General features: G+C 72.5%; 9 protein-coding genes. 4 read left to right on the top strand and 5 right to left on the bottom strand.

The window, feature by feature from the left end:
• Positions 1–14 precede the first annotated feature (14 nt).
• Positions 15–755, bottom strand: a complete 741-nt coding sequence (locus ACSMXW_RS07410; RefSeq protein WP_485804673.1) for a TetR/AcrR family transcriptional regulator — start codon at positions 753–755, stop codon at positions 15–17.
• 158 nt (positions 756–913) lie between these two features.
• Between ACSMXW_RS07410 and ACSMXW_RS07405 the strand changes: the two genes are divergently transcribed.
• The 4 genes from ACSMXW_RS07405 (at position 914) to ACSMXW_RS07390 (ending at position 6,404) form a co-directional block, all read left to right on the top strand.
• Positions 914–1,810 (top strand): Vgb family protein, encoded by an 897-nt coding sequence (locus ACSMXW_RS07405; protein WP_485804672.1) that lies wholly within the window; start codon positions 914–916, stop codon positions 1,808–1,810.
• Positions 1,811–2,064: 254 nt separating this feature from the next.
• Positions 2,065–2,628 (top strand): dihydrofolate reductase family protein, encoded by a 564-nt coding sequence (locus ACSMXW_RS07400; RefSeq protein WP_485804671.1) that lies wholly within the window; start codon positions 2,065–2,067, stop codon positions 2,626–2,628.
• 633 nt (positions 2,629–3,261) lie between these two features.
• A complete protein-coding gene (locus ACSMXW_RS07395) occupies positions 3,262–4,380 on the top strand; it encodes a DUF1996 domain-containing protein (protein ID WP_485804670.1) in 1,119 nt (372 codons plus the stop codon).
• A 266-nt stretch (positions 4,381–4,646) separates the two neighbouring features.
• Positions 4,647–6,404, top strand: coding sequence for a discoidin domain-containing protein (locus ACSMXW_RS07390; RefSeq protein ID WP_485804669.1), 1,758 nt, complete (start codon positions 4,647–4,649; stop codon positions 6,402–6,404).
• A gap of 312 nt (positions 6,405–6,716) precedes the next feature.
• Here the strand turns inward: ACSMXW_RS07390 and ACSMXW_RS07385 are convergent, their stop codons facing one another.
• The 4 genes from ACSMXW_RS07385 to kdpB form a co-directional block, all read right to left on the bottom strand.
• Entirely contained in the window at positions 6,717–9,260 is a 2,544-nt protein-coding gene (locus ACSMXW_RS07385; protein ID WP_485804668.1) for a DUF4118 domain-containing protein, read from the bottom strand.
• Positions 9,261–9,346: 86 nt separating this feature from the next.
• Positions 9,347–10,033, bottom strand: a complete 687-nt coding sequence (locus ACSMXW_RS07380) for a response regulator (protein WP_485807874.1) — start codon at positions 10,031–10,033, stop codon at positions 9,347–9,349.
• Between the two features lie 178 nt (positions 10,034–10,211).
• Entirely contained in the window at positions 10,212–10,877 is a 666-nt protein-coding gene (locus tag ACSMXW_RS07375; protein WP_485804667.1) for a potassium-transporting ATPase subunit C, read from the bottom strand.
• A 5-nt stretch (positions 10,878–10,882) separates the two neighbouring features.
• Positions 10,883–12,985 (bottom strand): potassium-transporting ATPase subunit KdpB, encoded by a 2,103-nt coding sequence (gene kdpB / locus ACSMXW_RS07370; RefSeq protein WP_485807872.1) that lies wholly within the window; start codon positions 12,983–12,985, stop codon positions 10,883–10,885.
• Between the last annotated feature and the right edge of the window lie 13 nt (positions 12,986–12,998).

The following is a 12,998-nucleotide window of genomic DNA, read 5'->3' as shown; positions in this document are numbered from 1 at the left end:
CCGCCTGCCGGGCCTCAGGGCTCCGGTCGGGTGCCGGTGCCGGTGCCGGTGCCGGTGCCGGTCCCGGTGCCGCCGGCCGGTGGTCGCACGAACGCTCCGGCGGACGCGGCGAGCGCGGCGGCGCCGGCCGCCTGGCCGGGCAGGCCGGGGTCCGGTGCCGCGCGCAGCAGCACGAGCTGGTGGTAGACCGGCCCGGTGGCGGCGACGAGCAGCCGGCGCGCGTCGGTGCCGGCGGGCAACTCCCCGCGCCGGACGGCGCGGACGACGATGGCCTCGCAGCGGGCGTACCGGTCAGCCCAGAACCGCCGCAGGGCGCGGGCCGCCTCCTGTGAGCGGAAGGAGGCGGCGATCAGGGCGGCGGTGACCGGCGGCCGCGCGGTGAGGCCCGTCTGGATCTCGTCGTTCAGCGCCGTCAGGTCGCCGGGCAGGGTGCCGGTGTCCGGGGGCCGCCAGTCGTCGTCGCCGGCGGCGTCGAGGACGTCGGCGAGCAGCCCGCCGACGTCCCGCCAGCGGCGGTACACCGTCGTGCGGTGCACGCCCGCGCGTGCCGCGACGGTGTCCACCGTGAGCGCGTCGAAGCCGTGCTCCACCAGCTCCGCGCGGACGGCGTCGAGCACCTGTGCACGGATCCGCGAGGTACGGCCACCCGGGCGACGGCGGGCCTGCGGCGCGGTGTGGCAGGGCGTGGTGCGGTCGGTTGTGGCGCGGTCCGGCGTGGTGCGGTCGGTTCCGGCCGGCGGGCCCGTGGGCGTCATGCCGGAAACCCGGTTGCCCGGCGGGAAGCTGACATGCCAGCATCTTAATGCGACAGACGTCGCAGTAGGCGGTGGCGCGGCAGGCGGCGACGGCCGGCGCGGCAGGTGATGCCGGCGCCGCGCACGCACCGCCCTCCGGCAGGCCGGAAGGAGCCCCGATGTCCCACCGCACCGTCCCGATCCAGCAGATCCAGGTCGGTGACACCGCCTCGGGGCCCTACGCCGTCGCCGCCGGCCCCGACGACGCGCTCTGGATCACCCTGGTGCACGCCGGCGGCATCGTGCGACTCGTGCCCGGCGGCCGGCCCGAGCTGCACCGTCTGGACTCGCCGGTCTGCGGGCCGTCCGTCATCACCCCAGGCCCGGACGGCGCGCTGTGGTTCACCCGCCACCGGGACAACCGCATCGGAAGGATCACGGTGGACGGAGAGGCCTCCTCGTTCCCCGTCCCCACCGCGGAGAGCGGGCCGTTCGGGATCGCCGCGGGATCCGACGGGGCGCTCTGGTTCACCCAGATGAACGCGGACCGGATCGGCCGCATCACCCCGGAGGGCCGGGTGACCGAGTTCCCGCTGCCCGTCGGCGGCGGCTTCCCGTCCACGATCACGGCCGGCCCCGATGAGGCCCTGTGGTTCACCCTGAACCAGGCGGACGCGGTCGGCCGCATCGGCGTCGACGGAGCCGTCACCCTCCACGCGCTCCCCACCGAGCACGCCGCGCCGGTCGGCATCACGCGCGGCGTGGACGGCGCGCTGTGGTTCGTGGAGATCGGCGCGGGGCAGATCGGCAGGATCGCCACGGACGGCCGGATCCGGGAGTTCCCGCTCCCGGACCGCGGCTGCCGCCCGCACGCGATCACGGCCGATCCGGCGGGCGGCGTCTGCTGGTTCACCGAGTGGGGCACGGGCCGGCTGGGGTCCATCACCCCCGACGGTCGCATAGCGGAACACCCGCTCCCCGACCCGGCTTCCGAGCCGCACGGCCTGACGGTCGGCCCCGACGGGGCCGTGTACGCCGCGCTGGAGACCGGACGGGTGGCACGCCTGGCGCCCTGACGTGCGCCTGCGGCGAGGGCGCGACCGGTGCGGTCGGATCCGGGCCCGCCGGCCGAGCCGACCCACCCCCCTCCGCCTGCGGCGGGCCACCGGGCCCAGCCCCTTGCGGTCTGTCGCCTGGTGACCGCCGCCCGTCATGGTGATCGCCGCGTGGAGCGGGGAGCGGGGAGATACGAGGAGGGCGCGCGAGTCGCGAGGGGTCCTGCGGCGTCCGGCGGTCGTACTGTCGAACCCGTCACCGAGGAGGACTTCCGATGCGCAGCGTGACCTACTCGATGGGCGTCTCACTTGACGGCTACATCGTCGGGCCGGACGGCGACTTCGACTGGACGGCGCCCGACGAGGAGCTCTTCCGCTTCGTCACCGACGAGCTGCGAGAGATCGGTGTCCACCTGTTGGGGCGACGGCTGTACGAGACGATGCTGTACTGGGAGACCGCCGACCAGGATCCATCGCTCGACGACTCGATGCTCGAGTGGGCCGCGATCTGGAAGCGGCTTCCGAAGGTGGTGTTCTCCACCACGCTGTCGGCCGTGCAGGGCAACGCCCGCCTGGTCTCCGGCGGCCTGGCGGAGGAGATCGAGCGGTTGCGAGCCGAGCCGGGGGAGGGCGACATCGCGATCGGCGGCGCGACTCTCGCCGCCGAGGCGGCCGCGTCAGGTCTGATCGACGAGTACCGGGCCAGGGTCCACCCGGTGCTGGTCGGCGGTGGCATCCCGTTCTTTCCCAGGCGTGAGCACCGGGTGGACCTCGAACTCGTCGCGACCCGCACTTTCAGCTCGGGAGTCGTCTACCTCCGCCACCGCGTGGCGCGCTAGTGCCGCGGCAGGCGACGTTTGCCCGTCAAGGAGCGGCGTCCGGTGCGTGCTCTCGGTGTGCCGGCCGGAAGTCCTCGTACTGGATGTACTTGGGCTTTCGGCCGGTGCGGCGAGAGGGCGTGCCGGGCGTCGCGACGGGGCGAACGTTGCCTGTTGCGGCACTAGCTGTTCTGTCCGCGGAGCTTGTGGACGGGTGAGCCAGGTCTCGGTTGTGGGATCTTGAACAGGTGAGGGCCTTCCGGTTCGCCGCCGCCTCAGCTTGTCGCCCTGGGGCGGCCCCGGGCCCTTGAGCCACGAGACGATCTCGTGTGCGATGCCGCTGACGTCGTCGCCCGTGGTGACACCGTGCTCGTGGCCACGGGTGCCACGGCGGACTGCTTCACAACCCTCGCCCGGCCACGAGACGGTGCGCACGTGCCGGCGGCTCCCACCGCCCGCCCCGCCCCGGCCCGTCCCCGTCCGCGCAGCCCCGGCGCACAACGGACCCCCGCCGAACGACCCCCCGTTTACCGGGTATTGACACGCTCTCGTCAAGAGCGGAACACTCCAGAGCTAGATGGGAGAGCGCTCTCCCGGCGGATCCGCCGGACACGTTCCCCCGCTCACACCCCCTACAGCAGCAGGAGGCTCTCCATGCCCTGGAGGACCGCAGCTCTCTCCGGACTGCTCCTGTCCACCGCGCTGGCCCTGACCGCGGCCGGCATCGGGCACGTGGCCGCGGCGGGGAGTGCCCCGGAGCGCCCCGCGGCCGCGCAGGCCGTCGCGGGTGCCGGACACGGCGCCCCGGCCGGGCACACCGCGGCCATGGCGCACACCATGTCCGCGTCCGTCACGGCGTCCGGCGACGACCCGGACGGGGACGGCTACATCATGGCGGACCCGCCGGTCACCGGTGTCGTGCCGTCCACCGCGAACCCGCCGCACCGGTACTTCCACGAGTTCCAGGCCAAGTGCGCGCCGAACCACACCGCCCCGGACGACCCGATCGTCTACCCCGGCCAGCCCGGCAAGTCCCACGACCACACCTTCATGGGCAACACCCTGACCAACGCGAACACCACCATGGGCTCGCTCGACCAGGGCGGCACCACCTGCAACGCCGTCGGCGACAAGTCCGCCTACTGGATGCCGACCCTCTACAACGGCGACCAGAAGATCATGCCGATCGGGCCGCAGACGATCTACTACAAGGCGGGCGTCACCGATTACACGAGCGTGCGGCCGTTCCCCAAGGGGCTGCGGTTCGTGGTCGGCAACCCCATGCAGAGCAAGGACGAGTTCCAGCATCTCAAGGGCACCGTCGAGGGCTATGAGTGCGGCGACAGCTACCACAACTGGGACTTCCCGGCGACCTGCCCGACCAGCCGGGACGTGCAGCTCAACCTCCGACTCCAGGCCCCGAGCTGCTGGGACGGCATCCACCTCGACACTCCCGACCACCAGAGCCATATGGCCTATCCGGTGGCCTCGGGCGCGAACTACAACGCCTGCCCGGCCGACCACCCGGTCGCGCTGCCCATGATCGAGTTCAAGATGGCCTGGCCCGTGAACGGTGATATGTCGAAGGTGCGGCTGGCCAGCGGTGCCGGGTACTCCTTCCACTACGACTTCATGAACGGCTGGGACAAGGCCACGCTCCAGGCCATGGTCACCCACTGCGTCAACGGCGGCCTGCAGTGCGACGACCGCGGCTACGACCAGAGCAACCCGCAGGAGGGGCCCGTCCTGAACGACGACTACGAACTCCCGTAAGCCCACCGGGCCGGGCCGGCCACCGTGCCCGGCCTTCTCCGGCCGGGCGCGGAGAGCGCTCTCCCTCTCACTTCTCCGCTCTGCTGTCCCTGTGCTGCGTTTCCCTGCGCACCCCCGCATCTCCCCGTGCTCCCTCCGCCTCGCCTCGTGTTCTTCCCGCACCCCTCCCCGCACCCCCTCCCCGTGCTCCGCCCCGCTCGGCCACCCGGCGCGCCGTGCACGGCCCCCTTCACCCCCGCACCCACCCGCACACGAAGGAGCGCACCATGCCCCATCCCGCCAGCCGGGCGCTGAGACGCGCCCTGGCGCCGCTCGCCGCGGCGGCGCTGCTCACCGGGACCCTGATGGGTCTTCAGGCACCGGCCGCGCAGGCCGCAGGAAGCGTCGTCAAGGTCACCGGGTCGCAGGGCGCCTGGCAGCTGACCGTGAACGGCGCGCCTTACCAGATCAAGGGCCTGACCTGGGGCCCCGCGGTCGCGGACGCGGCGAGGTACCTGCCCGACCTGGCCTCGATGGGCGTCAACACCATCCGCACCTGGGGCACGGACGCCACCAGCAAGCCGCTCTTCGACGCGGCGGCGGCGAGCGGCGTCAAGGTGATCGCCGGCTTCTGGCTCCAGCCGGGAGGTGGGCCGGGGTCCGGCGGCTGCGTCAACTATGTGACGGACACCACCTACAAGAACCAGATGCTCGCCGAGTTCCCGAAGTGGGTGGACACCTACAAGGACAACCCCGGCGTGCTGATGTGGAACGTGGGCAACGAGTCCACGCTCGGTCTTCAGAACTGCTTCAGCGGCGACGAGCTGGAGCGGCAGCGCAACGCCTACACCACCTTCGTGAACGACGTCGCCAAGAAGATCCACCAGGTGGACCCCAACCACCCGGTGACGTCCACCGACGCCTGGACCGGCGCCTGGCCGTACTACAAGAGGAACGCGCCCGACCTGGACCTCTACGCGGTCAACGCCTACAACGCGGTGTGCAACGTCAGGGCCGACTGGGAGCAGGGCGGCTACACCAAGCCGTACATCGTCACCGAGACGGGGCCCGCGGGGGAGTGGGAGGTGCCCGACGACGCCAACGGCGTGCCCGACGAGCCCACCGACGTCCAGAAGGCCGACGGCTACACCAAGGCGTGGAACTGCATCACCGGCCACAAGGGCGTGGCCCTGGGCGCCACCATGTTCCACTACGGCATCGAGGACGACTTCGGCGGCATCTGGTTCAACCTGCTGCCCGGCGGCCTGAAGCGGCTGTCGTACTACTCCGTCAAGAAGGCGTACGGCGGTGACACCTCGCGCGACAACACACCGCCGGTGATCTCGCAGATGACGGTCGACCACGCCACCGACGGGGTGCCCGCCGGCGGTCAGGTGCACATCACCGTGAGGGCCACCGACCCGAACGGCGACGCCGTCGGCTACCAGGTGCTGTTCAGCAGCAACTACATCGACCAGAACAAGGCGCTGGTGCCCGCCGGCACCACCGTGGGCGGCGACGGCACGCTGACCGCGACGGTGCCCGGCAAGGTGGGCGTCTACAAGGTGTACGTCCGGGCCACGGACGGCCACGGCAACGCGGGCATCGAGGCGCGCTCGCTGCGGGTGGTGCCGCCGCCGGTGAACGGCACCAACGTGGCACAGGGCAGGCCGGCCACCGCGTCGTCCGCACAGACCGACCCCACCGGGGGCTGCCCGTGCCCGGCGGGCAACGCCGTGGACGGCAGGCCCGACACCCGCTGGGCCAGCGACTGGAGCGACCCGCAGTGGCTCCAGGTGGACCTGGGCGGCGTGACGACGTTCAAGCACGTCCAGCTCTCCTGGGAGACCGCGTACGCCAGGGCGTACCGGATCGAGACCTCCCCGGACGGGCAGAACTGGACCACGGTGAAGTCCGTCGACAACGGCGACGGCAACATCGACGACTTCGACGTCGCGGGCACCGGCCGCTATGTGCGCGTCCAGGGCACCCAGCGCGGCACGGGCTACGGTTACTCGCTCTACGAGTTCGGCGTGTACCGCTGAGCGAGGGTTCTTCGAGCCCCGGCCCCCACCCGCCTGCGGCGGGCCACCGGGTCCAGCCCCCTGCGGTCTGTTCGCCTGGCCACCGGTCGGAGCACGCCGTCGGGCCCCGGCAGCGCGGCGCCTGCGGCGGGCTTGGTCGCGCAGTTCCCCGCGCCCCTGGGGAGACCGGGGCGCAGCCCCGCCTTGAAGGGGCGCGGGGAACTGCGCGACCGGCCACGACGTGTCCGCTGTGGGCCGCCGGTCCGAGCCCCTTGCGGTGTTCTGCCGGGCCGCCGGCCGGTGGGGACGAGGGGGCAGGCCCCCGTCAGGGGGTCAGCTCACCGTCGAGTGGGGAAGTACCGCCCGTGCCGTGGGGGTGCCGGGGGCGGCGCGCAGGGTGAGGACCATGGTGAGGCCGCCGCCGGGGGTGTCCTCGGCGGTGAGGGTGCCGCCGATGGCCTCCGTGAATCCGCGGGCCACCGCGAGGCCGAGGCCGACTCCGTCGCTGCCGGGTGCGTCGCCGTGCCGTTGGAAGGGGGCGAAGATCCGGTCCTTGGCGTCGTCGGGCACGCCGGGGCCGCGGTCGACGACCCGCAGCTCGACCCGCTCGCCCAGCGCGCTGGCGGAGATGTGCACCGGCTCGCCCGTGGGGCTGTATTTGACGGCGTTCTCGACGACGTTGGCGACCGCGCGTTCCAGCAGGCCCCGGTCCACGGCGACCATCGGCAGGATCTCGGGGATGTCGAGGCTGACGCTGTGCTCGGGGACGCCGCCGAGGGCCATGGGGACGACTTCGTCGAGGTCGGTGTCGCGGATGAGGGGGGTGATGGTGCGGGTCTGGAGGCGGGACATGTCGAGGAGGTTGCCGACGAGGTGGTCGAGTCGGTCGGCGCCGGCTTCGATGCCGGCGAGGAGTTCGGCCTGGTCTGCGGGTGACCAGTCGATGTCGTGGGAGCGCAGGGAGGTGACGGAGGCTTTGATGCCGGCGAGGGGGGTGCGCAGGTCGTGGCTGACGGCGGCGAGGAGGGCGGTGCGGATGCGGTTGCCCTCGGCGAGGGTGCGGGCCTGGGCGGCTTCGCCGGCCAGGCGCTGGCGGTCCAGGACCACGGCGGCCTGGGCGGCGAAGGCGGCGAGCACCCGGCGGTCCTCGGCGGGCAGCACCCGGCCGCAGAGCGCGAGCGCCATGTGGTCGCCGATGGGCAGGTCCACGTCCGCGTCCTCGGGGCGTGCCACGGGCCCGGTGCCGACCGCGGCCACCGCCGACCACGCCGTCGTCCCGCCGGCCCGCTCCAGCAGCGTCACACCGTCCATCGCGAAGGTCTCCCGGAGCCGTTCCATCAGCGCGTGGAGCGAGTCCTCGCCGCGCAGCACGCTGCCGGCCAGGAAGGAGAGCACCTCCGCCTCGGCGCGCAGTCTGGCCGCCTGCTGGGTGCGGCGGGCCGCCAGGTCCACCACGGAGGCCACGGACACCGCCACCCCGACGAAGATCGCGATGGCCACGATGTTCCTGGGGTCGGCCACCGTCAGCCTGTGCAGCGGGGGAGTGAACCAGTAGTTCAGCAGCAGGGAGCCGAAGGCCGCCGACGCCAGCGCCGGCAGCAGCCCGCCGAGCAGGGCGGCCGCCACCGTGCAGGTGAGGAAGAGCAGCATGTCGTTGGTGAGCCCGAGGCCGGGCGCACTGTCCCGCAGCAGGACCGTGAGCAGCACGGGCATCGCCACGCCGGTCAGCCATCCCCAGATGGTGCGGGAGCGCCCGAGCCGCGCGCCGTGCGGCACCGGCAGGCCCCGCCCCTTGGCCGCCTCGTCGTGGGTGACCATGTGGATGTCCAGGTCGGGCCCGCACTCCCGGGCCACCGTGGCGCTGACGCCCGGGCCCAGCAGGTGGTGCCAGGCCTTGCGCCTGCTGACGCCGAGGACGATCTGGGTGGCGTTGTGGCCGCGGGCGAAGGCGAGCAGGGCCTCGGGCACGTCATCGCCGACGACGTGGTGGAAGGTGCCGCCCAGGTCCTCCACCAGCGCCCGCTGCACCGCCAGCTCCTTCGGCGACGCGGCCGTCAACCCGTCACTGCGCGAGACGTAGACGGCCAGGACTTCGCCGCCGGCGCCCTTCTCGGCCAGGCGTACCGCACGGCGGATGAGGGTGCGCCCCTCCGGACCCCCGGTCAGGCCCACCACGATGCGTTCGCGGGCGCCCCACGTGGAGCGGATCCCGTGCTCACCGCGGTAACGCTGGAGGTAGGCGTCGACCCGGTCGGCCACCCACAGCAGCGCCAACTCCCGCAGCGCGGTCAGGTTGCCGGGCCGGAAGTAGTGCGAGAGCGCGGCGTCGATGCTCTCCGGCCGGTAGATGTTGCCGTGCGCCATACGGCGCCGCAACGCCTGCGGATCCATGTCGACCAACTCGATCTGGTCCGCACGGCGCACCACCTCGTCGGGCACCGTCTCCTGCTGCCGCACCCCCGTGATCGACTCCACCACGTCACCCAACGACTCCAGATGCTGGATGTTGACCGTCGAGACCACGTCGATCCCCGCCCGCAGCAACTCCTCCACGTCCTGCCACCGCTTCGCGTTCCGGCACCCCGGCACATTGCCATGCGCCAACTCGTCCACCAGCGCCACGGCCGGACGGCGGGCCAGCACCGCGTCCACGTCCAGTTCGGTGAAGGCGCAGTCGCGGTATACGAGGGTCCGGCGCGGCACGGTCTCCAGACCGTGCAGCATGACCTCGGTGCGGGGCCTGCCGTGGTGCTCCACCAGGCCCACGACGACATCGGTGCCGCGCTCCTGACGCCGGTGCGCCTCCGCGAGCATGGCATACGTCTTGCCCACACCCGGCGCAGCACCGAGGTAGATCCTGAGCCTGCCGCGTCCCATGGTGCCGCCTTTCCGTTCCCCCCTGTCGTGGTCCGTCTCCGCACGGTGCGTGGCCGGGCCGGTCGTCCGGCGCGGCCACGCACCGGTCAGGGCTCGAAGCGGTACCCCATGCCCGGCTCGGTGATCAGGTACCGCGGGTGTGCGGGGTCGCGCTCCAGCTTGCGCCGCAGCTGGGCCATGTAGACCCGCAGGTAGTTGCTGTGCGCGGCGTAGGTGGGTCCCCAGACCTCCTGGAGGAGCCGGCGCTGGGTGACCAGCCGGCCGGGGTTGTCGACCAGGATCTCCAGCAGGTGCCACTCGGTCGGGGTGAGCCGCACGGTGCGGTTCCCGCGGTGCACCTTCTTCGCGGCCAGGTCGATGGTGAACTCGTCGGTGGTCACCATCGCCGCCGCGTCGCTCTCGGCGGGGGGCCTGCGCCGCCGGGTGGCCGCCCGCAGCCGGGCCAGCAGTTCGTCCATGCTGAACGGCTTGGTGACGTAGTCGTCGGCGCCCGCGTCCAGCGCGCGCACCTTGTCCTCGGAGGTGTGCCGCGCGGAGAGCACCAGGATGGGCACCTGGCTCGGCGCGCGCCGCAGGCTCCTGATCACGTCGACGCCGTCCATGTCCGGCAGCCCCAGGTCGAGCACGACCACATCGGGCTCGTGGGCCGCGGCCAGCCGCAGCGCGGTGTGCCCGTCGCCGGCCTCCTCGACCTCGAACGCCCGCACCTGGAGGTTGATCCGCAGCGCGCGCACCAGCTGGGGATCGTCCTCGACCACCAGTACCCGGGGCATCGGCATGCCGCCTTTCCTGCCGTGGGGGAGTACGGGCGCGGGCGCCGCGGTGTGCCCGGGCGTGCGGCCCGCGGTGCGTGCGGGCACCGGGCCCGCGGGGCGGGGACCTGAGGTGCGCGGGGGAACCGGGGCCCCGGTCCGTGCGGGCGCCGGATCCGCGGTGTGTGCGGGCATCGGGTCAGCCCTCCGTCAGGTCGCGCAGTGCGACGTTGAGCTGGAGGACGTTGACGCGGGGCTCGCCCATGAAGCCGAGCTGGCGGCCGTCGGTGTGCGCCTTGACCAGCTTCTCGACCTGCGCGACGGGAAGGTGGTTGCGCTCGGCGACCCGGTGCACCTGGAGCTCGGCGTACTGCGGGGAGATGTCCGGGTCGAGTCCGGATCCCGAGGAGGTGACGGCGTCGGGCGGCACGTCCGAGGGCTTGACCGGGTAGGTGGCCGTGGAGTTGTCCTTGACCACGGCCTTCTTCGCCGCGGTCACCGAGGCGATGAGGTCCTTGTTGTCCCCGGAGAGGTTGGTGGCGCCGGACAGCAGCAGGTGGTACTGCGTGTTGACGGTGTTCTCGCCGAGGCCGCCCGAGGGCCGGGGCTGGAACCACTTCAGGTCGGGCTCCGGAGTCTGCTGCCCCTTCCGCAACGGCAGGTCGTACCGCTGCCCGATGAGGGAGGAGCCCACGACCTTGCCGCCGTCCCTGATCTCGGAGCCCTGGGACTGGTGCGGGAAGAGGCCCTGCGCGACCCCGGTGACGGCCAGCGGGTAGAGCACGCCGAGGACGACGGTGAGTACGAGCAGGGCACGCAGTGCGGCCCACAACAGGCGGGTGGCGCCGGAGGCTGAGGTGGCCATGGTGATCAACCGATTCCGGGGATGAGGGAGATGAGCAGGTCGATGATCTTGATGCCGATGAAGGGGGCGACCAGCCCGCCGAGGCCGTAGAGGCCCAGGTTGCGCCGGAGCATGGCGTCCGCGCTGGAGGGCCGGTAGCGCACGCCGCGCAGCGCCAGTGGCACCAGCGCGATGATGATCAGGGCGTTGAAGACGACCGCGGACAGGATCGCCGACTCGGGCGAGGCCAGGTGCATGATGTTCAGCTTGTCCAGGCCCGGGTAGGCCGCCGCGAACATCGCGGGGATGATCGCGAAGTACTTGGCGACGTCGTTGGCGATGGAGAACGTGGTCAGGGCGCCGCGGGTGATGAGCAGTTGTTTGCCGATCTCGACGATCTCGATCAGCTTGGTGGGGTTGGAGTCGAGGTCGACCATGTTGCCGGCCTCCTTGGCGGCCGACGTGCCGGTGTTCATCGCCACGCCGACGTCCGCCTGGGCCAGCGCGGGCGCGTCGTTGGTGCCGTCGCCGGTCATCGCGACCAGCTTCCCGCCCGCCTGCTCCCGCTTGATCAGGGCCATCTTGTCCTCGGGCGTGGCCTCGGCGAGGAAGTCGTCCACGCCGGCCTCGTCCGCGATGGCGCGGGCGGTGAGCGGGTTGTCACCGGTGATCATCACCGTGCGGATGCCCATCCGGCGCAGCTCGTCGAACCGCTCCCGCATGCCCTCCTTGACCACGTCCTTGAGGTGGATCACGCCCAGCACCCGGGCACCGCCGGTGTCCTCCACCGCCACGAGCAGCGGTGTGCCGCCCGACTGGGCGATGCCCTCGGTGAGGTCCCCGGCGTCCTCGGCGATCTCGCCGCCCCGCTCGCGCACCCACGCGGTGACCGCTCCCGCGGCGCCCTTGCGGATCCGCCGGCCGTCGACGTCGACACCGGACATCCGGCTCTGGGCGGTGAACGGGATCCACTCGGCGCCGGTCAGCTGACCCTGGTGCCGCTCCCGGAGGCCGTAGTCCTCCTTCGCCAGTACGACGATCGAGCGGCCCTCCGGGGTCTCGTCCGCCAGCGACGACAGCTGGGCCGCGTCGGCGACCTCGGCGGCGGTGGTGCCGCGCACCGGGAGGAACTCGGCGGCCTGGCGGTTGCCGAGGGTGATGGTGCCGGTCTTGTCCAGCAGCAGCGTGGAGACGTCTCCGGCCGCCTCCACGGCCCGCCCGGACATCGCGAGGACGTTCCGCTGCACCAGGCGGTCCATGCCCGCGATGCCGATCGCGGACAGCAGCGCGCCGATCGTCGTCGGGATCAGGCACACCAGCAGCGCGGTGAGCACGATCAGCGAGGTCTGCCGGTCGGCGCCCGCGTAGACCGCGAACGGCTTCAGGGTGACGACGGCCAGCAGGAAGACGACGGTGAGCGAGGCCAGGAGGATGTTGAGGGCGATCTCGTTGGGGGTCTTCTGGCGGGCGGCGCCCTCCACCAGACCGATCATCCGGTCGATGAAGGTCTCGCCGGGCCGAGTGGTGATCCTGACGACGATACGGTCGGAGAGGACCTTGGTGCCGCCGGTGACCGCGGAGCGGTCGCCGCCCGACTCGCGGATGACGGGCGCGGACTCACCGGTGATCGCGGACTCGTCTACGGAGGCGACGCCCTCGATGACGTCGCCGTCGCCGGGGATGACGTCACCGGCCTCGCAGACCACGAGGTCGCCCACGCGCAGCGCGGTGCCCGGCACCGGCTCCTCGGCGCCGTCGGCGAGCCGGCGGGCCACGGTGTCCGTCCTGGCCCGGCGCAGGGTGTCGGCCTGGGCCTTGCCGCGGCCCTCGGCCACGGCCTCCGCCAGGTTGGCGAAGACCACGGTCAGCCACAGCCAGCCGGTGATGGCCCACCCGAACCAGTCACCGGGGTGCACGATCGCCAGTGCGGTGGTGAGCACCGAGCCGACCAGCACGACGAACATCACGGGCGACTTGACCATCACCCGGGGGTCGAGCTTGCGCACGGCGTCCGGCAGCGACCGGACGAGCAGCCCGGGGTCGAAGAGACCGTCCCCGACGCGCCCGCCCGGGTGCTGCCCGCCGGGCGGTTCCTGGTGGGGGGTGCGGATCCTGGTGGCGGTGGACATGGCGTCCTCGTGT

This window comes from Streptomyces sp. DSM 116793 (assembly GCF_057320905.1).
This window is presented reverse-complemented; position numbering and strand designations above follow the sequence as displayed.